This window comes from Paenibacillus sp. Root444D2, from assembly GCF_001426375.1.
GTDB lineage: Bacteria > Bacillota > Bacilli > Paenibacillales > NBRC-103111 > Paenibacillus_E.
In genome coordinates, this window is record NZ_LMEO01000053.1 from 22,602 (window position 1) to 44,856 (window position 22,255).

A 22,255-nucleotide genomic window follows, 5' to 3' on the forward strand; every position below is an offset into this window, starting at 1 on the left:
CAAGAAAGGTTAGTTTGTCAGTTCTACAATCTTTGTCGCGATATTCTTGCAAAACTCGCTGTCATGCTCCACGAATAGAATGGTTGGGGTATGCTCAAGCAGCAGTTCTTCGATTTGCATCCGCGAGATGACGTCAATAAAGTTAAGCGGTTCGTCCCAAATATGCAAATGCACTTGCTCGCTCAGGCTTTTGGCGATCAGCACCTTTTTCTTCTGGCCGCCGCTAAACGCCGACATATCCTTTTCAAACTGGGGTCTGGAGAAATCAAGCTTCCTAAGAATCGATTTAAACAAACTTTCGTCAATTCCATGCTCCCTAGCATAGTCCGACAAATTTCCACGAAGGTGGGAAGTATCCTGCGATACGTACGATATTCGAAGCTGGCTATCCTTCCGTAAGCTTCCGGTGTAGCTTAGCCCCTCACCACATATCAGCTTAAGAATCGAAGATTTTCCCGAACCGTTTGGGCCTATTAGCGCAATGCTTTCGCCCGGCTCAATCGTAAAGCTTACATTCTCGCATACCTGTCTTTCCCCGTAATAAATCGAAACTGCATCCAACTCCACAAGTTGAGGCTTATGATAAGAGAGCTGTGTAATCTCCAGATTTTCTGAGCTTTCAATATTTTTCAGAAGCTTGGATTTCTCTTCGATGGCCGATTGCTGCCTTTGTTCAATCGATTTCGAGCGTTTCATCATTTTGGCGGCTTTGTGGCCTACATAGCCTTTGTCGATTTTGGAGCCGGAATTTCTTGTGCCGTTTTTGCTTTTTTCTACTGCATGCGCCCAATTCCCAGTACGTCTGGCCGAATCGGACAACCGTTTGATGTCCTTACGGAGTTTTTCGTCCGTCGCAAGTTCGAACTGATCCTGCCTCCGTTTATTTTCCCACCAGCTCGAAAAATTGCCTTTCTGGATCTCGATATTGGTTTTGTTGATGGAGAGAATGTGATCGACGCAATGATCGAGAAACGCTCTGTCATGAGAAATAAGAATGAACCCACTCTTTGATCTTAAATATTGGCTTACAAGCTTCCTCGCATTCATATCTAGGTGGTTTGTCGGCTCGTCAATGAGCAGGAAGCTGTTTTCCTTAATGACCAAGGTCGCTAGCAGCACCTTGGTCTGTTCGCCGTTGGACAACGAATTGAAAGGGCGATACAACACGTCCTCGGACACTTTTAGTAGCGAAAACTCCCGTATTAATTGCCAGTGCTCATAGTCCGGGAAAATATCTTCAATTACTTCATACGTAAGACTTTCCTTGCGCTCCACATGGAATGGAAAATATTCAAACTCTACCTGCGACGAAATATAGCCGCTGTATTCATGTTTGCCGAGTAATAGTTGGAGAAACGTCGTTTTCCCACGGCCATTTCTCCCTGTAAAGCCCAATTTCCAGTCAGTATCCATCTGAAAACTGACGTTCTCAAAGATGTTGTCATAGCTGCCTTCATAGGCAAATGTCAGGTTTGATACGTTAATAGTAGACACTCTGATATCCTCCTTTGTCGAAAAAAAATTAAGCTGCAAGAAAGTTACCTTTCTTGCAGCTCAAAAAAATACGACAAATTCAACCCGGGCAAGGGTATGAAAAAGGATCTATTTTGAGAGAGAAGAATAAGGTAACTTTCTTGCCAATCAGGAATAAAACAAGCACTGTTCTATTCTTAGAATAAGGGCAAGAAATATTACATTATCCTCTTCATCTCCAATCGTTAAATGTAGCTGAATATTATCATATTCTTTTCCTTGTTGCAACTTCCGAATTCCGCGCGGCCTCCGCCCGGAGTGACTGCCCGCAGCGCGGACAATAACGTGTTTTTGGCGGGCACTGCGTGTCACATGCTTGGCAGTTTAGCGGACGCTCGACGTCCGCATCGTCTATCAACCGGTCCGCGCTCAGCGCAGGATTCAGCAGCGTGAGCGCTTGTATTTCTTCCACTGTGCCGGAACGGATAAGCAGGAATAGCAACAGGAGTCCAGCTGCACCGACTGCAGCCATGCCAACCACCCTCAGCGCTCCGCTTGCGAACTGGAAATCCCAGAGCGTGTGCAGCAAAATGCTCGCGCTAACCAGTCCAGCCACCTTTAGCCATACGCTTAACCTGCCAGACGATGTCGAGGCCTTCGACAATCCGATCCCAATGCCTGCTGCCGCAATAGCCGTCCAAGTCCCGTGCCCAAATGGTAATAGCAAGGCTCTCAACCATAAGACAGCAAGCATGCTGCCGGTCGCTCCCTTATCGGCAGCACGCTGCCCAACAATAAAACAATAGCGAGTACGAGAGACAGCCTTCTTTTAAAATGTTTCATCAAGAATGCTTGAACGCTCATTTGATTAGTAACTCCGAGATTATTATTAATTTCGATACATATTGTATCACAATAAACGTAGATGTAAGGTTTATCCAATCTTGGTTCCCAAAAAATTCAATCACTTACCCAACACTATACCAACATCATCATGTCCTGTGTATTTTCCGAAAGTATATTCTGCTCAAGTTTACCAACCATAAATAAATTTATATCTTAATGCTCGTTGGGCTAAGTGTTCATCATATCCCTCCAAAAAAATCGCAGCCTCTCCAAATAGGAGAGGCTGTGTGCTAACAGTACAGCAGATTTTCCAGCAAATGCTAAGGAAGTTTGACTACAAACTCGCTTATATAGTAGGAAGTGGTTATGGATTCGCCAAATTCGAATTCGGCAGAATCCGCATATTTACCGCCCTTAACACTAATCTGCATGGGCAATGGTTCGTGACCTTCTGGCAGCCATCTGGCACTCGCCTTGTATCGGCCGATCGGCACATGATCGATACCCGCGCCGCCTGGGACCGGGCCGCCCCGTTTAATCAACGTTTGGCCTGTGCTTCCGTCAAGCAATGGTCCTACAGGCGTAAGTGTAATTTCAAGATCGCTCATATCGAACTCAGGCAGGCTGTCATCGAAGGATGAAAAATTAGGATAAACAAAAATATGACCGTCGAATTTCTTCCAAGTAAAATCTCGGACAGCTCCTGTGCTTCCCGCAAGCGGACGATCGACGTCAGCTGCTAAATGGAATGTGAAGTTTTTGCCGTTAAACTCTTTGGTGATGTTAGCTCCCATTCGATAGGTTGTTGCGATTTGCGGTAATTCAATCCGATAGTGTCCTGATTCATCGGTGACTGCAAGGAGATTGCTGTCATAAAGCAAGGTGTTATCCGCAAAGATCTCAACGTCTGGTATCGGATTGCCCTTCGCGTCTCGTACGTAGCCTTTCACGACGTATGGTTCAACTTCCTCTACAGATGGTACGGGCGCCGGCGTTGGTTCCGGTGTTGGTGCTGGCGTCGGTGCCGGTGTTGGTGCTGGCGTCGGAGCCGGTGCAGGGTCCGGATTCGTGCCAGGGGCGGCATCCTCGATCCGAATCGTCCAAACATTGCCGCTACTGGAGAAGACAACATTGTAGCCGCTGCTCTCCGACACGAAGCGCAATGGTACCATCGTGCTTCCGTCAATGATCTGGGCAGGTACATCCAGGGCGACAGCTTTTCCGTTTACGATTGCATTCGTATTATTAATCGTCAATTCGATGGAAAGGCCGTTCTTCGTTCCAATCGCCTTCCGGACAGCTCCCTCTTCCACCCATTGCACCGTAAAGCCTAGGGTTTCAAACAGTTTGCGGAATGGGACAAGCGTGCGACCGTCTTTAACGATCGGTTGCGCATCGTTAAAGTGAAGCTCTGCCCCTTTGAAAAGCACATGGATCGCAATATCTTTCGTTCCATCCTCAGAAGCAGGGACGGGAGCCGGAGCAGGGTTCGGCGTCGGTGCTGGCGTTGGGTTTGGCGTCGGGTTTGGGTTTGGCGCCGGTGAGGGTGCCGGACTCGGTAACGGCGCTGGCGTCGTAGTAGGAGCAGGCGTCCCATCCGAAATCATTGGCTTCTTGTATTTAATCGGTTTGGAAACTATCGCACCTTGCGGTGTCTCGATTTCCAGCACATAAGACTGCGTTTCCTTAATCGTGCCGTTGTCGCTGGCATACAAGTCGAACGTAAGCTGCCCTTGGAACTCGCCAACCGACTCCTTCACATCTTTTCGAAAGCCCGGGTTAATAATTTCGCTTTCATGGGTTATCGCGCCGTCTGCAGATGTAACCGTTTTGTCCTTTACGATGCCGAGCAGCCAGCCGGTCGTAGCACGGTTTGTTCTCCACACCCCTTGATAATTATCCTTGCCGTAATCATCGGTAGAGCGGAGTACAACCGCATTAATGACCGTTTTCTGTGCTAAGTTCAGCACAAGCTTGAAGTGGCCATCCTTATTGCCCTCCGGCTTGAAGTCAGCAGCGCCGACAACATCAGACGCCGTATCGAGCAGACTAAACTCCTTGATCGCAACTCCCGCAGGTGAGGTTTCTCCGAAAGCGCCAGCGACTCCGCCATACGACAAGCAGCCCGCCAGCACAAGGGATAGAGCTGAATTCCAAATTTTTTGTTTTTTAACCGTAACCATCATGATCATTCTCCTTCTCCCAATTCATTTTTACAAAGAAATAATTCCTTTAATTTTTGCAGCCGGCCCTTTATTATATCTCCCTGTACAAATTAGAAAGCCCATTCCTACATACGATAGACCCCAGAAGAAGGCAAACCACTTGTCGAGCCATGGAAGTCCAAATGAGACCAGCATAATGACCATCAGGATAACCGTCCAACGCGGAAACACTTTTGCGCGGAAGGTTAGAATCGCAAGTATAATTGTCCCCAGCAGCATCCCCATGCCCGAAACGCCTCCCATAATACTTGCGAATGCTCCTTCTTTGGCGTAAAAGCCGTATGCGAACAAACCATAAAAATTAGATGCTACCAACAAATTCCCAATCATAAGGAGTAAGGCTGCAATAAATCCAAGTACCCCGGTTTCACGTGACTGGGACATGTAAAGCGCGATGGAGCTGATGGCCATCAACATACAGGCCATAAATCCGCAAATAACCTCCGGCGTACTATCATCTCCCCAAATGAGGGACGACGGCGTCATCCCCATTCTGATGATTCCCGCCAATAGGCAAAGAAACCCAAGCCACTTGACTACTCTCTCCAATGTCATTCTTTCATCCTCCGTTTGATTTCGATTTATGTAATTATCATAACAAACCTGTATTCCCGTTTTGGAGAGTAGCTCTTCCTGAGTGCTGCGGGAAGTTTCATAGGTAATTTCGGGAAACGATCTTAATGACAGAGCCACTATGAAAGTCTACGCACTAAATGCGTATTGCAATTATGCGGTCCTATGACTCCCGCTCCACCGACAACAATAGAGGCTCTAAACCGCTATCATTTTACGCCCGATACCTATGCGATGCCTTCGTCGTTATCGACTGTATACCCGGCACTGTTGAAGGACAATATAGTTTTGAAGTGCAAGAAGCCAGCAAACTCAAGGGTTTGCTGGCTTTTTCTTGAAAGTAAAATGACAAATTATGTTTTGAAGTAGTGGAGGTGTTCAAAATGTCTAACATACAATTAAGTTTTGAAGTACTTATATTAACTTCGAATTGAATAACCTCGCCATCATGCAAATTGCTCTATTACACACCTTCGTACCGCACGCCATACATAAAAACGAGCGAAATCAATCCTTTTGTAGGTCGGCCTTGTGATGTAATTTCAATAATTAGATCGTATCTGGCTTCTTGCAGTCCAGAAGTCGTAAACTGAAATTCCAGCTCGGTCCGGCCAACGTGGCAATCCTACTGCTCCAAGGAAGCCGCAATTTGTGATCCTGGTGCTATCACCCATCCGTTTGGCAAATGCCATTTCACTTACAGCCATTGCTGCATAAACAGCTGATTTTCTACAATAAGCTTAATGAATTTTGGAACACCATCTTGAATAAACGGCACTTACTTGTAATCGACGATTACCGCGAAAATAGTGAAGTCGTACGCCATTTGAAAAGGGCTTTGCTGCAGCTTGTAGGCAAAGCTCCGCTGCACCCAGGCAATCACTCGTTCTCCAAATATGGGAAACACTATAAAAAGAGGCACTTCCATCGCTAGGAAGCACCCAAAAAATTAGAAACTTTGGAACAAAAACTACCACCAAAACATAGTTGAATATATTATTTATGCTCCTGGTGTTGGAGTGGCTCTGAATGCATTTACAGTCTTGTCCATAACAACCTGTGCATCACTTCCCGAATCAAGAATCGTATTTTGAAGCGATTCTTTTTCTACCAATACTGTTGTTACGGTAAGCGGCTCTGATGCTTCGGTAGTCAACAAAGCGTCTACTTGCGCAGAGAAACAAGAATCACTTATCTTGGCATGAACCTCCGTGGCAACAACATGATTATTAGAAATATAATTTCCCTTACCCGAAACAATACGTATGATTACAGGTGTTGCACCTACCGGCTTGATGTTCTGAGTATTAATTCCTTCAGAAAAGTGATTAGCAATTACAGAATTATTATTGCCACTGATATATAGGAGACCATACAAATCATCTAAACCATTGTCAATTCCCAGAAAAGGGGTCCAAGGTTCATGGTCACGTAAAAAGTGATTTGAAGAAACCAAGTTTTCCGAACAATTTTCCCTGAATACCACCATTCCTGGATAAAATGAATGAAGTCTATTATTTGTGATACTGGAACGTGTCACACCATCAAAATAGATACTGCTCGCACCTCGTGGAAAAACATTATTCGCTGTAATCAAAAGTCCACCAAAATTTTGAGCGTAAATTGAATATCCTTTAAAACCGGCTCCTATCAAGTTATCGGTTATTTTTGAAGCCTGTCCCCAACCTCGTAGTTCTATACAGTTACCACATTCAGCTATGAAATTATCATGTATAGTCAGTGCATCTGCATGATAAATAGTAATTCCATGCTCTAAATACACAAACCCCATGCCTGTAATCCGAAATGAGTCACAAGCACTTGCAACATAAATACCCGTTTTCCCGTTAGTGTATGTGTTTTCCGGATTTGTTTCTCCTGAACCATCTTCAATAAAATGCAAACCATCAATACAAAAGTCAGAAAACTCTACCGAACTTATTCGGGGATTTCCACTTCGTTCAACATAAAATGCAGCTCCTTTATATTCCTCGTCATTTACTTCTAGGGGAATATCTACGAGTATGCGACTTCCTCCCGGCCACAATTCATGCAAATCCGCCCATTCATTCTCAGAAGTATTAAAACGAATACTCGAAGATGTAAACCCGTGTCCAGAACCCATAATTTTAAGATAACTGATGTCTATAACTACTTGACTGCCAAGATGATAATCTCCCGGTGGAATATAGATAACCGCACCCGGCTTTCCGCCTTTATTCACATCAGTGTCCGTTTGCCTACTTTTAATATCTGCTATAATGCTATTGATTACCTCACCAATATCCTCATACGGATTACCGACAGGCCACTCTGTTACGTCGTAATAATTTTTACTAGCCATAAATAAATTCTCCTATCCATTTAGTGTAAATTCTTATATGGTCAAAAAGATCGCTAATATCCTTGCCAAGAAGGCAGGATGAGGCGATTTTCTTACTTTCACAGAAACAATAGGCCCTTCGGTTTATTCGTTAGATGTTTTCAACGCCTTCAAACCAAGCGCCAACGCCCAGCACAGTCCGGCATTATCCCCTTTTGGATGAGATCTCGAAATCTCTGGAATTAGCAAACATTACTTGGTTCGTCTCTTTCAAAAAGCGTTTAGTATGAGTCCGATTCAATACCATGCGTGTGCATGCAGCACGCCATTTGATCCAATTTACCACCGACCCGCTTACCATCATCGCCGAGAAGATGGGCTTTCCAAGCATTCATGCATTCAGGCAGATACGCATCATACTACTTATGATCACCGCCAAATCGATTCGAGTTTCCAAACGTTTAATGAAAGCATTTTAACCTTTCCTCCACGGCAAAAAATGTCAATCCCCGTACTCGCCGGATCAGGATAGATATTGTTTGACATCACGGAGCGCCCTTCATTTGCATAGATTTCTATACATGTAGTATCAACAAAAATTTGCAATGCTACCAAACCATTAGCCGTTGTCTCGAGCATGCACGTTCGCACGCCTTCACTAAACGAATCTGAACGGGATCTATCAAACCGGAGTACCTTGGAGTTGACATCGTAGGATATCAAGGTTTCTTTACCGTCTTCAGAACATCTCAATCGCAATCCGAATTCTTCCGCATCGCAATCTTCCAATGAAAACTTCACCATGATCTCCAAACAATCGCCATTCATTTCTTTAGGAACGGGTCTTCGTCCTTCCTCAACCAACACATTCTCTACTACGTAATGCTCTTTACGCAAAGTTTGCAATTGTTCAACCGGAAGAAACTTCAAACGTCCGCCTGTATCCAATTCAACCGTTCTCGGAAGAGACATGGCCCCGCACCAATAGTTTGCTTTTGTCGGACCGAACGACTTAAACCACGGCATCCAATCCCAAGCGTTCAACCAACCTATAATAATTCGTCTTCCATTATCATCAAGGAAGGATTGAGGAGCATAGTACTCGAACCCGCAATCCACTTCTCCACAATAATCCCAAGTAAATTTCCCGCTACTATAATCTAATGAACCAGTTAAATAACTCGCTTTTTTTTCACCCATTCCCATTGGGGAGAACATTAGTACATAACGATCGCCAAGCTGAAAAATATCCGGACATTCCCACATCGTACCCATCGTACCGTCACTCTCAGCCAATACACTTACATACTCCCATACATACAGGTCATTCGAGCGATAAAGCAAAGCTCTTCCTTTTCCATCTTTACTTGAACCTACGACCATATACCATTTATCTTCGTGTTTCCATACTTTCGGATCCCTGAAATCAGAGGAACTCCCTTCTGGAGGAACAGAGATAACCGGATTTCCTACATATTTTTGAAATGTCACGCTATCGGTACTGGAAGCTAAACATTGGGTTTGAATGACACGCCCTTCCTTCATAATCGTGCCGGTGTAGATCAAAGTCAATATCCCGTTGTCATCGACGGCGCTTCCGGAAAAACATCCGCCTTTTTGGTCAAGATCATAGACTTCACTTGGCGCAAGTGCAATAGGAAGGTGTTCCCAATGAACCAAATCTTTACTTTTTGCATGGCCCCAATGCATCGGACCCCACTCGGCTGAATAGGGGTGGAACTGGTAAAACATATGATATTCTCCTTGATAGTATATAAGCCCGTTAGGATCGTTCATCCAATAGGCGGGAGGCATAAAATGAAACTTTAAGCGCATAGGGTCTTTACCCACATGTTCCTTTATAGTTGCAGCCGATTGTTCTGCTTTACCTAACATGAGATTATGGAACGTATGGTGATCATATTGCATCAATATTTCCTCCACTCTTTATTTCATCATTCAAATTTTCTCTATTCTTTAACAGCACCCATTGTCATTCCGCGAACAATGTATTTTTGCATGACAAACGAAAACAGCATGACAGGCACGCTAAATATGGTTGCCGCAGCCGTCATGGGGCCTAGATCCAAACCGTAAGCTGTTAAAAACTCTGAAATTCCTACTGGCACCGTTTTGGCCGAAGTGCTTGTTAAAAGTAATGCGAACAAGAAATCATTCCAGGAAAGCATAAAGCTAAAAATTGAGGTAGTTGCGATTCCAGGCAGCGAGATCGGTAAGATAATACGCATAAAAGTTCCAAACATCCCGCATCCGTCGACACGCGCAGATTCATCAAGTTCTTTTGGCAAATTGTCAAAAAAACCAATCATCATCCAGATAACAAACGGAATGTTTATGCTGGTATAGACTAAAACTAATGCTAATTTTGTATCCATTAAACCTAATTGCCCAATAATGCGATACATCGGTATTGCAACACTAATCAGAGGCGTCATACGAACACCTAAAGTAAAAAGTAGAAATAAATTCCCTAACTTTGATGCAAATCTGGTTAAGCCATAAGCAGCTAATGAACCCAGAAAAACACTCAATAATGTACCTGACATTGCAGTTATAAGACTGTTAACAAAATATTTTCCGATTGCCAGTTGATGAAACAAGGCATTGTAATTGGCTAAAGTAAACACAGAAGGCAACAACGTAGGGGTTGTGGAAATCACTTCCCTTGGCGGTTTCAGTGAAGATAACACAAGGTAAGCGTATGGAAATAAAGTAACAACCAAAAAAATACATGAGATGACGAATACAAATAAACCGGCAACTCTGGATTTTTGTTTACTCATGGTAATAACCATCTTGCTGATCTCCTTCCTATCGAACCGCTTTCTTATTTGGATTCCAGAATTGTTTAAAAAAGAATGAACAGATTGCCAGCAAGATAATCATAAAGATTACAGCCATTGCGCTTGCAAAGCCCTCTTGATTGTATCTGGCTACCGATTTATAAATTAATGTGCTTACTAAGGAAGAGGAACCATTCGGACCGCCTTGTGTCATCACCCAAATAATATCAAAGGATTTAGCTGCATCAATCATACGTATAACAACTGCAACTAAAATGACCGGTTTTAAACTTGGCAGTGTGATATGCAAAAAGTTTTGAAACTTATTTGCTCCGTCCATGCGGGCAGCTTCGTATAAACTTTCAGGTATACCTTGTATGCCCGCTAATAATATCAACATCATAAATGGCGTGGTAAGCCATACATCGGCAATCATACAGGAAATTAAAGCCAACTTGCTGTCAGATAACCACAAGATACTTTGAGGATTCTTAATCATGCCCAATTTGTATATAATTACATTTAAGATACCAAATTGATCGTTTAGCATAAATTTCCATATCAAACCGCAAACCAAAGGAGAAATCATTAACGGACTCAACAGCAAAGTACGAATGACGTTGGCGCCTTTAAACCCTGTACTTAGCAGAAGAGCAAGAAGCATGCCCAATATTAACTCAATTGCAACTGCACCTATCACATACACAATTGTGTTGTTTAAGGATTGATAGAATGTGTCCGAAGTTAAAGCGTGAGAATAATGCCGAAGACCAATAAATTTTGAAGGATCTTCATCATCAAAAAAACTATCTTTAAAAAGCAATATCATTGGGTAAACAAAAAACAAGACCATGAAGACGAAAGCCGGTAGAAAAAATAAGAAAGAAAGCTTCTGATCTCTTAGGGACATATCCATCATCCTTCTGTGAGAATTGGAATTCGGTTAAAAAGGGGCTCGAACCTGAGCCCCTTTTTCCATTTATTTTCCTTGTATCTCGTTAATTTTTGCTGCGGCTCTGTTTAATGCTTCTTGCGGTGTTTCCTTTCCGGAGAGAGCTACTTGAATGGCAGAGACTAATGCTTCATTTTCGATTTCGTTCCAATGTGGCAATATTGGACGATTTTGTGTTTGGCTGGCAGCCAGTGTAGTTTCAAGCGCTTTCAGGTGTGCATATTCAGGTTTTTGGCCGTATTTGTCAAAGACCGATTTTCGTGCAGCCACTCCTAATGCTTTCATAAACAATTCATTTTTTTCATAAATAAATTTCACGTATTGTTTTGCGATATCTTGTTTTTTGGAAGTGCTCGGGATCACTTGATACCAAGGTCCTGGTACAACCCCTACCCCGGATTCTCCGGCAATCATTGGCGCCGCCCCCACTTTCCCCGCTACTTTCGATTTGGCTGGATCGTTAGAAGGGACAAAGAAATGAGCCCACTCAAGCATCATAGCCATTTTTCCATTCCAGAACATTTCAGAAATCTCAGAAGAGGCCATGTTTAGTGCACCTTCTGGTGCAGACTTGTCTTCACGTAAAATCTTTGTTTCAAATTCCAGAGCTTTTACATATGGCTCCGAGTTGACTAATGCTTTATTATCTTTACCCACAACCAACGGTTTGGCTCCTGCTTGCGCGGCATGATCCAACCAACTGGCAACTGAATCCCCGTTATTCATTCCTAATACGCCTGTACCATATAGATCAGTAGTCCCATCATTATTCGTATCACGAGTAAAGAACTTGGCGACATCCCTGTATTGCTGCCAATTCGTAGGCGGCTTCAAATCATATCCATATTTAGCCTTAAATGCATCTTGTTCCTTCGGATCATTAAACAAATCGGTTCGATACAATAAAATTTTTGAGTTCGTCCAAACCGGCATGCCCAGAATTTTACCGTTCACTTTACCGCCATCGACTACATTAGGTACAAAATCATTTTTGACCTCATCCGTCATTAAGTCATCCATAGCTACCAAGTTTTTTGCCAAAGCAGGAAACCACAAGATATCGATCGTGGCAACATCGTATGCTCCTGAGTTAGCTTTCATTTCTACATTCAATTTGTCATAGACACCGATGTAGGGAACCGTTTCAATCTTCACTTCATAGCCAGTCTTTTGCTTAAATTCTTCCGCCGTTTGGCTGGCGACCGTATTGGCCGGACTTCCGCCCTCAACCAGAACCGTGATGGATTTATCCGACGAGCCAGATGCTCCTTTCTCAGAAGTTTGTTGTCCTTTATTGGACGCAGAGCTTTCAGGGTTCTTTTCATTACTAGAACATCCAACCAAAATCGCTGAAAAAGACATGCATAGTACAAGAACACCAGATAATAATTTACCTTTTAATTTCATAAAAAGTTACCCCCTCATTATTATTTAACAAATGGTAGTCTCCCTAAAGGACTATTAGATTGCCAAACGTTCATAGTAAGTTCCTCCAGGCAATCCCCCCAAGTAAAAGTAAAGATTATCCAAAATTGTGTTTCTCGAAAACGTTTGATTTTCTCGGGTAAACGTTTTCTTTTCTCAGGTAAACGTTTTCTTTTCCACAAAATCAATGATATACTAATATTCAAGCATTGTCGTTGGCTTAAATTATTATTAATTTGTCAAATATTTTGGTTGGAGGTTCATACTTGAACATACACAATCTGTCGCCCTATTTACGAATTGCTATGGATAGCTATGTCTCATTTCCTTGGTATTTGGAGGAAAGGGTATTATTTGACTATGAGATCCTTTATCTCAAAGAAGGCAGATTAAAAGTTACTGTTGAGGATGATGTTTATTTTGGAGAACCAGGTGACATCTTTTTCTTTCGCCCCAAACAAAGGCATTCGATTAGCAAAGTTGGAACAGATTTAGTTCGGCAACCCCATTTACATTTTGATTTGTTCTATCAAGAAGATAGTCACGATGTTAAAGTTTCTTTTAAAAAATTTGAAAATATGACGAAAGAAGAAATGAAGTGGTTCCGAAGCGACGAGATTGACGTATTAACTATTCCTTTAGCAAGTCATATACGCTTACGGCATCATTTAGTTATCGAGAAAATACTTTTTGAAATTATAAGAGAATTCCAAATGAAGCTGCCATTTTATGAATTGAATATGAAGGGATTATTTATTCAATTATTCACCGCATTATTACGCGAAAACTATTGGAACAGAAATCCTCACTTACTTTCCAATATCAATGAGCTGGAGCAAGTCAGAATTTTCTTAAAGCATAACACGGGTCAAAAGGTGACTTTAGATGAACTGGCCAAAATATCTGGAATCAGCAAGTACTATTTAATCACCCTGTTTAATCAAACATTTGGGATGAGTCCTATCCAATATCACCAATTAATGAGAATAGAAAAAGCCAGAGAGATGATCCAATTCACTAATGAACCTTTAAAACGAATTGCGGAACTTATCGGGTTTCCGGATATTCATTCTTTTAGTAAAGCATTCAAAAAAATAGAAGGCGTTAATCCTTCTTTTTATCGAAAAAAGAAACCATCTAGCTCATAATTACATAGCCTCTCGGCATTGATTAGGGTGAATACGAAATAGAGTCATAGGGCGTCTTGGGGAATAGCCTTAGACCATCTACGATATTGCAACGGATTGGGAGCAGATGCGGAGCTGACGCTTGGTGAGCGGAAGCGCCCATTTCCCTCTTTATCGGTTCCGATCGGATCATGCAAGGACACATCCTTGCGCGTTTTCTTCAACGAAAGCAGATGCATCAAAATCTCGTTCTCGATGAAGCGTTCCGCTAACGTTGCGAGTTTCGTTCCCTTGTTTGGCGAAAATGATTAGATCACCTTGATCAGCCCTATCGTCCGGGGAGGAGGGACTGCTGTTCTGTTCTTCTGTTCTTCTGTTCTTCTTCTCTCTTCTAGTTGGGTGACAAATAAGTTTTGAAGTGCAAGAAGCCAGCAAACACAAGGGTTTGCTGGCTTTTTCGTGAAAAATAAAATGACAAATGAAGTTTTGAAATGGTTTTATGGCCAAATTTACTGATTTACAAATTAGTTTTAAATTACTTCTGACAAAATAATTTTAAACAGATAGCTTCTTTAATGGTACGCTGCCATCAGCCGCACGTATGGACGGCTGCCGTCATGTCGTGATTGAGTTATCGTACATCATTACACGCATGAATCGCCCATGGTCGCATATCGGTTGATTTTCTGCAGCAAAACTTCTTTACTTTGTTGCCCAACCAATGTTTCCACTTGATAGCCATCTTTAAACAGCATTAAAGTTGGCACGCTCAACACACCGTATTCCGTGGCAAGTTCTTTTTCCTGATCGATATTAACTTTGGCAATGATAGCTTGATATCTTACGTCTCGAGCCAGCTTCTCAGCAATGAGAAGCTGCTCTTGACAAGATTCGCTCTTAGGCGAATAAAAATCAACGAGCGTGATCCCATGATTTATCTGTCCTCGGAGTGTTTCTTTTATTAATGAAATAACCTCCACCCTTTTACCACCTTATGTTCGAAGTATTTTTATCATTTACCACACTGCTCGCTTGATTTATTGATAAGATTCTCTCTTGCGTCACCTTTTATTCCGTAAGCACTTGCTACACCTGTAAAAGCCCCGTAAGCAATAACTTGCCAAATACTGATTCGAAGTACCCGCTTCAATCCCCAGTAACTCCCTCGCGCTGCCACAATTAGCAATGTTGGAAGTAGGATTGCAGCATAAACGACAAACAAAATTGTAATTTCTAAACTACTGAGCTTATAATGCTCCCCATAAACAGGGAATGGAATGTACGTCGCCGCACAAGACATAATAAGTACGATCAATAGCATTCTTTTCATTCAAGCTCTCCTTTTAAAATTAAGAAGAACTGATATTTTCCTTTATCCTGAGCAACTTCTTTTGCTGCTCCGGGTGATCTGTCAAAATCTAGTTTATTAGTTATCTAACATAACCTTTGCGACTTGGTCAGGAATATCCACTTGCAACCAGTGACCTGCTGGCAAAACATGCAGTTGCGGTTTTTTTAGAAGCGTAGTGAGATGTCTCGCAATACCATAGTTAAGGTACGGGTCATTTTCGCCCCAAATAAGTTTGACTGGCATATCAAGCTGCCACATCTTATTAATTCGTTTCGTATTTCTTGCAAGTTCATCAAAGTGTTGTGAAGTCATTTGTGCGAACGCTGGTCCAGAGCTCGGCTGCTGGCGGAAGTTGGCGTCTATTATAGGGCCAAGGAACTTTGAGTAGTATTCCTTCTGTTCCTCTATAAGATGCTCTTGGAATTTGCTTCTTTGGAATTGAAGGACCCATGCGAATTGTTCTGGGCTTCTAAGAATGGCTTGTGTGAGTGCTTTTAGATTCGTAGTGGCAAACAACTCGATGAATTCGGGATATTTTGCCGTTGGCGACTCTATATAAAAGGAGTTGAGTAGGCAAACGGAATCAACGTGTTGTGGATACTCGATGGCATAGTTGACCGCTGCTGGACCTGAGGAGTCGTGACCTACAGGTACGATTTTGTCTAGTTTCAAGGCCTCCACTACTGCATGCAGATCGCCTATTTGTTGTTCAAAGCTATATTTCCCACCAACTGGTTTGTCAGATGCACCAAATCCTAGGAAGTCGAATACAACGACTCTACGACCGCCAGCTACCAGGTGAGGAACCAAGTCATCGTAAATATGCAAATTATCAGGGTATCCATGCATCAGTACAAATGCTGGACCTTTACCTGCGTAATCACGGACGTAGATACTACCTTGTCCACGGTCAATGCGTTGCTCTTGGAAGTTCGTATTCGTTGTTGTCATTTATTAACTCTCCTCTTGTTTTGTTGATTTACTTTAGTGTGCCCTACAATAAAGTAAAGTTGAGAATATAGTCTCATATGCACATATATCACAAAATAGTCTCATATGCACGTATGTTACGTATCCATGAATTCTCTATTAACAAAGGCTGATGTATTAAAGCAGCCCGTTCATTTTATGTTAAAGGGAAGGTTAGTAATCTCATCCATCATATCCCTCATTGACTTGGCGTGATCGGTGCCGAAAAGCCTCTCAAATTCAGCTTGAGCACGATCCCATCCAGGTCTGCCGATTTCGACTCGTCTAAGACCTTCATCGGTTATTGAAATAATTCGGGCACGTCGATCTGATTCGCTAACCTCTATACGAACCAAACCATCGCGCTCAAGTGGCTTTAAATTATGTCCAATTGTAGCACGATCCATAGTCATCAGTTCGGCTAGTTCCATCATCGTCTTCGGGCCTCCAGTCTTAAGATAACCCAATATGGAGAATTGAGTCGCTCGCAGCCCTGCCCCAGACTCTGCTAGGTTGGTATCATAGAGACGTGTAATATGACGTTGAGCGCGTCTTAACTTCGTACAGTTGCATAGCTCTGGGATATTGATATCTACCGGCATTTTTTCACCTCCTGAATCGTAACCTTATTGTGCTCAGTTCAATAAATCAACTTGCTAAACAAATTTTAGTCTCATATGCACATAAACGCAAGAGGAAAATTTTCCTCAGCTTTATAGTCTTATTGTGACCACAAATTTTTCTACATATTCGGCAAAGATAAAACAAATTGAAAGGCATACTACTGATTATCATTTCAATTAACCAATTTGGTCTTATAATATCTTTTTACTTTAACCAAAAGATTGGTACTGACTTGGGTTATCGTTTGATTTGAAGGGGGTTAGTTAAACTATCCTCCCTCTATGGAAAAAACCATTACCTCTTAAATTGCTCTCATTTTCTCAGATTCTATGGAACTCCACTCGGGCTTTCAAAACCAATTTGTCATCTAAAAACTCTTGTTGGTTGACAAATTGGTTTTGAAGTACTTCTGACAAAATAATTGTAAAGAGATAGCTTCTTTAATGGCACCCAGCCATCAGCCGCGGCAACCTGCTCCCTTATATTGAGCTAACGTTACTACGCTAGCGTAATGACCTCACTTGTTATCTATGGTACGGTTCACCGCGCTGTCTGTAGCGGCAAGTTTTTTGGTACTTTCAAAACCGTGATAAACCACGTTTTTTTGTTTTAGGTATTATTTACAACTAGTTTGCTGTATGTTAAGATATACGTAATTACGTAACTACGTATTTAAATAATTCGGTGAAAGGGTGATCCATTTGACAGTGTCTAGAGACTTCGGCGCAGAATTGGATAATTTAACAAAGCAACTGGGTGATCTTCAACAGCTAGTAAGTCAAATCGTAAATGATAGCTCGCCTAAAATATCTCGAAACCAGATAGTCGACAAAAGTTCCGTGTTAATCGAAATGAACAACAATGAATTGGAACTTGGCGAGGTTTTTTACTCAGGGCAATACCGTGGGGAGAAATGGCGGTACAGATGGGAACCCCAAGAAAGACGTGTTAGTCAATTGATGGATCTGGATGGCGAGAAAGTCGCCAAAGTTTTAGCAGCACTTGGTCACAAACAGCGCTTGGACATCCTTAGATCGGTGTTGAAAGAACCCCTTTCGGGTTCAGAAATTGTTGAACGTTTAAACATGGGGACAACCGGACAACTCTACCATCACATTAAAGCGTTGCTTGGGGCTGACCTCCTTGTCCAAGAAGAAAGAGGTGGAATGTACTCTCTTGCCTCCCACCGAGCACTACCACTACTTTTGTTACTAGCAGCGACTTCCGACTTACTTGATACAAGTGACTATATGGAATTAGCTGAAACAAGAAACAACGCTAGTGCCTATTTGGGTAACACTCAGGATGGTTACGACCCGCACCATCTTCTCTGGGCCGTGTTAGAGAATTCCATCCTAGAGCATCGAGCCGGATTTAGCAGCGAAGTAGGCATTTTCCTTCAAGGTGATGGTAGCATCACAGTTTCTGACAACGGGCGAGGAATCCCTGTTCAAGTCCTTCCGAACACAGAGAAATCCCGTGTGCAAGCAGTTCTCACTGAATTGAGCCATTTTACCAACGACTCTTTCGTTGCTCCGGGAGGAGAAAAAGGTATTAACATTGCGGTTGTTAATGCTCTCTCTCAAAAGCTTTCGATCGAAGTTCGTCGAGAAGGAAAAGTCTTCAGGCAAGACTATAAACATGGAATTCCTCAAACGGGTTTGTTGACAGTAGGTGTTACAAAAGAAACGGGAACAAGTGTTACTTTTCTACCAGATCAAGAAATTTTTAAATCCACTTTTGACAGGGATATTGTAGCGAAACGTATCCCTGAAATTTTTGCAACTTATCCCGACCTAACAATTCACTTTCACTGAGACTAAAAGAACCTGTACCTGAAACAGCAAGAGTGAAAAACATAATTATTTCTACGAGGCTCCTCATTTTGAGGAGCCATTTTCTTTTCAGGAGGAATGCAAGATGAGAATTTTCAAGACACAGCAGGATTTTGACGTACTGCGCCACACCGAGGCACTTCCGGCGGCACTCCTCGATCAAGTCGAGGGCTACTTTAACCAACTAATGGTTGAGCTTGAAGACGAAGCGGAGAGCGAATTTTACTTGGGCAGGCACGGCTACATTGTCGTTCTCGAAAGCAGGAGACAATGTCCGTGACAGGGCTACATTTTAAGGATATTTCTTCAATCTCCAGATTACCCAGTTCACGAATCAACATGTTAAGTTGTAGAAAGTATGCTTTCATTGTATGCGAGCTGAACCCAAGGATACGTTTGTCAGCTTCAGACAGCATCCATAACTCCTTCAATGTCATAATAAAAACCCTCCCAAATATAATTATCTCTAGCTTTGCTAGAATTGGGAGGGTTTAATCTTAACGCTTAAGTTGTGTGTTGTGCTATCGTTTCCGTTAGTTCAATAGTTGAATGCTACTTTATATACTCTATTATGGATTTGAATGCCTGATACTCTTGAAAAAATTTAAGATAATCACCATTTGAAAATATAGCGGAAACAGATAAACGGAAAATAATTGCTCGAATAATCATTTCTTTATATAATTCATTATCTGGAAGCAAATCTATCTCAGAAATATTGCTTCCTTGCCATGCTATACAATCACAAACCAAAATGGCTTCTGCATATTCTACTGGAGCAATTGTAGGAGAAAAATCAATCACTAAAGGACTCAAAACATGGTCAAAAAGAATATTTCCCGACAAATCACTATGAACAATCTGCATCTTATAGTGTTCTTTTAGGCTTACCCTACTTAGTAATTTATTAATAATTTCTTGTGTTTCTCTCGGTAATTCCCCTGGTAATTCATCTATTTGCCATGCTATACGATGACCCTTGGACCAAGGATTATCAGTATGAGGGAAGTTCCCAAAATCAATGGAAGATAGGTCACGATGAAATAACTTCGATACCAGAAGTTTTTCTTCAATTCGCCCTTTTACATCCTTACCTACCTCATACTGAGTGCAAGCCCATCCTCTACTTACGAAGGTGCCGTATTTACTTCTAATAGGCTTTGATACTCTATAACCTTGAGGGATTATATTGTAAATAATATTCAGTAACCATTCAGAATGTTGTATGTCATCCACAGGTTTTAATACAGCATTACTGACTCTTACTGATGTATTCTGTCCGCCACTCAATGGCACAATATCCCCGCTAAGATGAAAAGAATTTATTATTTCTTCTGATAGCCCCATTGCTCACCTTCCTTACATACCAATTTAAAGATGAATATGTATATCGTACGTTTGTCCTACGTGTGCCATGCGTCATACGATATCATCCAAAAGTAAGCGTTCACCGTCGTACTAATATTTCATTATATATCTTAAAGAATCCTGCCCGTTACTTGAATGAACAAAAAAAGGAGATGCCACGAGACAAGATTGCCTCTATGTTCTCATGTGAACGCGTGGTTGAAGGCGGGTTGGATGTGACGTTTACTGTTAAAGTGTTGGCGGGAACCTCTTTCTGCTATAATCTGGCTGGCTTAAAGTTTTGAAAATTGCCCCAGAGCATCTTAATTATCTAGTAGACGTCCATTATCATTCCATTGACCGTACATTTTGTTTTCTCTAGTATTTGTTATGAATTTTGTCTAATCTGCTCCTGAACAATTCTGGCTGATTCTTATTGCTTTGTACCGTATCGATCCGAACTCTTGGACGGCTGAATTGGAGATTTCACTTCGTTCCCGCTTGGCTGGACCAACGACTCGCACTCCCTTTTTGTTACTCGTTTGTCACTAATATCTATAAAAATGAGTACACGCATACTTATTGTGGAAAGCTATAAAAAGGGTGATATCCAAAAAAATCGACATTACAAACCGATTTATGTGAGCAATTTTACTCGCGATATTCGAAACGGTGCAGCCAAGGAAGCAGCGAGCGCAGTAGTTGTGAGCTGGGCAAGGGACTCGTTGCTGACGGCAAACGATACAGCCAAACAAATCGTTGACCGAATTGTAAGCGAGGCGGCCGCACGAATTTACTCATAAAAGCAAAGGAGCTGTTACCAATTCGTATGTACAAACAACTTTCGATAACACGCAAAACGTCATCTTACTGGCGAGTGACATTTCATAACCCTCCGATTAACCTTTTGGATCCGGATACGATATTTGAGTTTTCGACGCTTATGGATCAAATCGAGGTGGACCCGGAATTGAAAATTGTTGTATTCGATAGTGCTGATCCTGAATATTTTATCTCGCACTACGATTTGACGCGAGCTGGAGAAAAGCTAAAAACGCCGAAAGAGACTGAGCTTCCGGCGTGGTTGGATTTCATAACGCGCCTTGCCAAGGCATCAGTCGTAAGCATTGCTGAAATACGGGGACGAGCCCGGGGTGTGGGGAGCGAGTTTGCGCTTGCTTGCGATATGCGGTTCGCAAGCCTAGAAAAGGCTGTTTTCGGACAGTTTGAAGTGGGCGTAGGCTTCGTGCCTGGAGGTGGCGGCAATGAGATGCTGCCCCGATTGGTGGGCCGGTCCCGCGCCCTTGAAATCGTTCTTAGCGCAGACGATTACGACGCCGCAATGGCTGAGCGCTACGGGTGGATTAACAGATCGATTCCTGACGCCCAATTAACCGAATTCGTGGAAAATTTGGCGCAAAGAATATCCTCATTCAAGAAAGAAACATTAATAGAGGCTAAAACGCTTCTTAGCCGCAGCGGACTTCCGGAAGCTTCCGAATTACTAGAATCCCGCACAGCTTTCATCTCTGGGGTAATGTCCAAATATACGCAAGAAATATTGCCGAAAGTACTTGAGCGAGGCCTTAATCAACGAAGCGATTTCGAACTTCATTTAGGTCAACATCTGGGCAATGTAGATTAATAAACGACGAAAGTGGGTGTTCCGAATGTACATTGAAAATAAGTATTAGACTCGATTGCGATGCTAAGTCAGGGATTGACGGCAAATACGAAGAAGAGGATGAGAGCTGTGAATCCAGTCATTGGTCTGGATGTTTCTAAAGGAGAAAAGCAGCCGAACGAAATCCGTTTAAAGAAGCCACGAGGACCAGCCACTTTGTTGATCTTTTGATATGTAAAGGAAAATGATCCACGAATTATCCCGTGGATCAACGATTATGTTTGTGCCGCCGAACAAGAAAAAAAACCCGCAGCATGAAGCATGCCGCAGGTCTCTAACTCGTATTACTTTAGATCGTTCCATGCCGAAGCTCAACTTAGGAACTGACATCCGTATCAATGATTTCATCCAGTTCTGAACTATGTTACTCCTTGATGTCCTCTACTGGATGTCATTGTATTTATCCTCCAAATTCGAAAGTTGATCTCCCTACTATATGATGATGCTATTTTCCACCATTATTCCACATAGAGCCTCATTGGTTCGTTTTCGCCTCATGCAATTGTGTAATCGACACCAACAGATTCAGCTACTGTTAATTGAATGGTTCGCTGAAATGTTTTTAAGCATCACCTGGTTGATCGTGTGTATTATTTTGTGCAGACTGGTCAGGCGATTTTCGAGTTCGAGATTGCAGTTCCTTATCTAGGGTTCGCTGAGATTTGGTTATCTTAGTTTTAGTTTTATCGGACATTGA

General features: G+C 42.3%; 20 protein-coding genes and 2 pseudogenes. 6 read left to right on the forward strand and 16 right to left on the reverse strand.

Annotated elements, in window-relative coordinates; translation table 11 throughout:
• Positions 1 to 9 precede the first annotated feature (9 nt).
• The 4 genes from ASD40_RS35140 to ASD40_RS35155 form a co-directional block, all read right to left on the reverse strand.
• Entirely contained in the window at positions 10 to 1,494 is a 1,485-nt protein-coding gene (locus ASD40_RS35140) for an Lsa family ABC-F type ribosomal protection protein (protein ID WP_057307778.1), read from the reverse strand.
• 244 nt (positions 1,495 to 1,738) lie between these two features.
• Positions 1,739 to 2,269, reverse strand: a complete 531-nt coding sequence (locus ASD40_RS35145; protein ID WP_268795953.1) for a PrsW family glutamic-type intramembrane protease — start codon at positions 2,267 to 2,269, stop codon at positions 1,739 to 1,741.
• 370 nt (positions 2,270 to 2,639) lie between these two features.
• Positions 2,640 to 4,505 (reverse strand): stalk domain-containing protein, encoded by a 1,866-nt coding sequence (locus tag ASD40_RS37670; protein WP_235549506.1) that lies wholly within the window; start codon positions 4,503 to 4,505, stop codon positions 2,640 to 2,642.
• Between the two features lie 27 nt (positions 4,506 to 4,532).
• Positions 4,533 to 5,099: a hypothetical protein gene (locus ASD40_RS35155; protein ID WP_057307780.1), complete on the reverse strand. Its 567-nt coding sequence runs from the start codon at positions 5,097 to 5,099 to the stop codon at positions 4,533 to 4,535.
• Between the two features lie 781 nt (positions 5,100 to 5,880).
• Between ASD40_RS35155 and ASD40_RS37675 the strand changes: the two genes are divergently transcribed.
• Positions 5,881 to 6,051 (forward strand): hypothetical protein, encoded by a 171-nt coding sequence (locus ASD40_RS37675; RefSeq protein WP_156390286.1) that lies wholly within the window; start codon positions 5,881 to 5,883, stop codon positions 6,049 to 6,051.
• Positions 6,052 to 6,117: 66 nt separating this feature from the next.
• On the opposite strand, the gene ASD40_RS35160 is transcribed toward ASD40_RS37675, so the two are convergent.
• The 5 genes from ASD40_RS35160 to ASD40_RS35180 form a co-directional block, all read right to left on the reverse strand.
• Entirely contained in the window at positions 6,118 to 7,461 is a 1,344-nt protein-coding gene (locus ASD40_RS35160; protein ID WP_057307781.1) for a NosD domain-containing protein, read from the reverse strand.
• 408 nt (positions 7,462 to 7,869) lie between these two features.
• A complete protein-coding gene (locus ASD40_RS35165; RefSeq protein WP_057307782.1) occupies positions 7,870 to 9,369 on the reverse strand; it encodes a glycoside hydrolase family 32 protein in 1,500 nt (499 codons plus the stop codon).
• 41 nt (positions 9,370 to 9,410) lie between these two features.
• On the reverse strand, positions 9,411 to 10,256 hold the full coding sequence (locus ASD40_RS35170) for a carbohydrate ABC transporter permease (protein WP_200957503.1): 846 nt from the start codon (positions 10,254 to 10,256) through the stop codon (positions 9,411 to 9,413).
• A 16-nt stretch (positions 10,257 to 10,272) separates the two neighbouring features.
• Positions 10,273 to 11,154, reverse strand: a complete 882-nt coding sequence (locus ASD40_RS35175) for a carbohydrate ABC transporter permease (protein WP_057307783.1) — start codon at positions 11,152 to 11,154, stop codon at positions 10,273 to 10,275.
• A gap of 69 nt (positions 11,155 to 11,223) precedes the next feature.
• The gene (locus ASD40_RS35180; RefSeq protein ID WP_057307784.1) at positions 11,224 to 12,603 is read right to left on the reverse strand and encodes an ABC transporter substrate-binding protein; all 1,380 of its coding nucleotides are present in this window, start codon (positions 12,601 to 12,603) and stop codon (positions 11,224 to 11,226) included.
• A gap of 284 nt (positions 12,604 to 12,887) precedes the next feature.
• On the opposite strand from ASD40_RS35180, the gene ASD40_RS35185 reads away from it, so the two are divergent.
• Positions 12,888 to 13,769, forward strand: coding sequence for an AraC family transcriptional regulator (locus tag ASD40_RS35185; RefSeq protein ID WP_057307785.1), 882 nt, complete (start codon positions 12,888 to 12,890; stop codon positions 13,767 to 13,769).
• A 140-nt stretch (positions 13,770 to 13,909) separates the two neighbouring features.
• Here ASD40_RS35185 and ASD40_RS38990 read toward each other — a convergent pair.
• From ASD40_RS38990 to ASD40_RS35210, 5 genes and pseudogenes are all read right to left on the reverse strand, one after another.
• Positions 13,910 to 14,083 (reverse strand): annotated as a pseudogene (locus tag ASD40_RS38990) (RNA polymerase subunit sigma-70); the annotation flags it as partial.
• A gap of 309 nt (positions 14,084 to 14,392) precedes the next feature.
• Complete coding sequence (locus ASD40_RS35195; protein ID WP_057307787.1) at positions 14,393 to 14,728, reverse strand: thioredoxin family protein; 336 nt, start codon at positions 14,726 to 14,728, stop codon at positions 14,393 to 14,395.
• Between the two features lie 32 nt (positions 14,729 to 14,760).
• Positions 14,761 to 15,078, reverse strand: a complete 318-nt coding sequence (locus ASD40_RS35200) for a hypothetical protein (protein WP_057307788.1) — start codon at positions 15,076 to 15,078, stop codon at positions 14,761 to 14,763.
• A 96-nt stretch (positions 15,079 to 15,174) separates the two neighbouring features.
• Positions 15,175 to 16,050 (reverse strand): alpha/beta fold hydrolase, encoded by an 876-nt coding sequence (locus ASD40_RS35205; RefSeq protein ID WP_057307789.1) that lies wholly within the window; start codon positions 16,048 to 16,050, stop codon positions 15,175 to 15,177.
• 170 nt (positions 16,051 to 16,220) lie between these two features.
• Complete coding sequence (locus tag ASD40_RS35210) at positions 16,221 to 16,670, reverse strand: MarR family winged helix-turn-helix transcriptional regulator (RefSeq protein ID WP_057307790.1); 450 nt, start codon at positions 16,668 to 16,670, stop codon at positions 16,221 to 16,223.
• Between the two features lie 729 nt (positions 16,671 to 17,399).
• Between ASD40_RS35210 and ASD40_RS35215 the strand changes: the two genes are divergently transcribed.
• Complete coding sequence (locus ASD40_RS35215; RefSeq protein ID WP_057307943.1) at positions 17,400 to 18,509, forward strand: ATP-binding protein; 1,110 nt, start codon at positions 17,400 to 17,402, stop codon at positions 18,507 to 18,509.
• Between the two features lie 103 nt (positions 18,510 to 18,612).
• Complete coding sequence (locus ASD40_RS37680; protein ID WP_057307791.1) at positions 18,613 to 18,807, forward strand: hypothetical protein; 195 nt, start codon at positions 18,613 to 18,615, stop codon at positions 18,805 to 18,807.
• A gap of 272 nt (positions 18,808 to 19,079) precedes the next feature.
• On the opposite strand, the gene ASD40_RS35225 is transcribed toward ASD40_RS37680, so the two are convergent.
• Positions 19,080 to 19,874, reverse strand: coding sequence for a hypothetical protein (locus ASD40_RS35225; protein ID WP_057307792.1), 795 nt, complete (start codon positions 19,872 to 19,874; stop codon positions 19,080 to 19,082).
• Positions 19,875 to 20,197: 323 nt separating this feature from the next.
• Positions 20,198 to 20,339: pseudogene (locus tag ASD40_RS36885) on the reverse strand (YdeI/OmpD-associated family protein); the annotation flags it as partial.
• A 98-nt stretch (positions 20,340 to 20,437) separates the two neighbouring features.
• Here ASD40_RS36885 and ASD40_RS35230 point away from each other — a divergent pair.
• Together ASD40_RS35230 and ASD40_RS35235 are read left to right on the forward strand one after the other, a co-directional pair.
• Positions 20,438 to 20,677, forward strand: coding sequence for a hypothetical protein (locus tag ASD40_RS35230; RefSeq protein WP_156390288.1), 240 nt, complete (start codon positions 20,438 to 20,440; stop codon positions 20,675 to 20,677).
• Between the two features lie 26 nt (positions 20,678 to 20,703).
• A complete protein-coding gene (locus ASD40_RS35235) occupies positions 20,704 to 21,519 on the forward strand; it encodes an enoyl-CoA hydratase/isomerase family protein (protein WP_057307794.1) in 816 nt (271 codons plus the stop codon).
• The last annotated feature ends 736 nt before the right edge of the window (positions 21,520 to 22,255 follow it).

Excerpts from the sequence above, each read along its gene's own strand:
- ASD40_RS37670 (WP_235549506.1), bottom strand. The coding sequence starts at position 4,505 with ATGATGGTTACGGTTAAAAAACAAAAAATTTGGAATTCAGCTCTATCC.
- ASD40_RS35155 (WP_057307780.1), bottom strand. The coding sequence starts at position 5,099 with ATGACATTGGAGAGAGTAGTCAAGTGGCTTGGGTTTCTTTGCCTATTG.
- ASD40_RS35160 (WP_057307781.1), bottom strand. The coding sequence starts at position 7,461 with ATGGCTAGTAAAAATTATTACGACGTAACAGAGTGGCCTGTCGGTAAT.
- ASD40_RS35165 (WP_057307782.1), bottom strand. The coding sequence starts at position 9,369 with ATGCAATATGATCACCATACGTTCCATAATCTCATGTTAGGTAAAGCA.
- ASD40_RS35170 (WP_200957503.1), bottom strand. The coding sequence starts at position 10,256 with ATGGTTATTACCATGAGTAAACAAAAATCCAGAGTTGCCGGTTTATTT.
- ASD40_RS35175 (WP_057307783.1), bottom strand. The coding sequence starts at position 11,154 with ATGTCCCTAAGAGATCAGAAGCTTTCTTTCTTATTTTTTCTACCGGCT.
- ASD40_RS35180 (WP_057307784.1), bottom strand. The coding sequence starts at position 12,603 with ATGAAATTAAAAGGTAAATTATTATCTGGTGTTCTTGTACTATGCATG.
- ASD40_RS35200 (WP_057307788.1), bottom strand. The coding sequence starts at position 15,078 with ATGAAAAGAATGCTATTGATCGTACTTATTATGTCTTGTGCGGCGACG.
- ASD40_RS35205 (WP_057307789.1), bottom strand. The coding sequence starts at position 16,050 with ATGACAACAACGAATACGAACTTCCAAGAGCAACGCATTGACCGTGGA.
- ASD40_RS35210 (WP_057307790.1), bottom strand. The coding sequence starts at position 16,670 with ATGCCGGTAGATATCAATATCCCAGAGCTATGCAACTGTACGAAGTTA.
- ASD40_RS37680 (WP_057307791.1), top strand. The coding sequence starts at position 18,613 with ATGAGAATTTTCAAGACACAGCAGGATTTTGACGTACTGCGCCACACC.
- ASD40_RS35225 (WP_057307792.1), bottom strand. The coding sequence starts at position 19,874 with ATGGGGCTATCAGAAGAAATAATAAATTCTTTTCATCTTAGCGGGGAT.
- ASD40_RS35230 (WP_156390288.1), top strand. The coding sequence starts at position 20,438 with ATGAGTACACGCATACTTATTGTGGAAAGCTATAAAAAGGGTGATATC.
- ASD40_RS35235 (WP_057307794.1), top strand. The coding sequence starts at position 20,704 with ATGTACAAACAACTTTCGATAACACGCAAAACGTCATCTTACTGGCGA.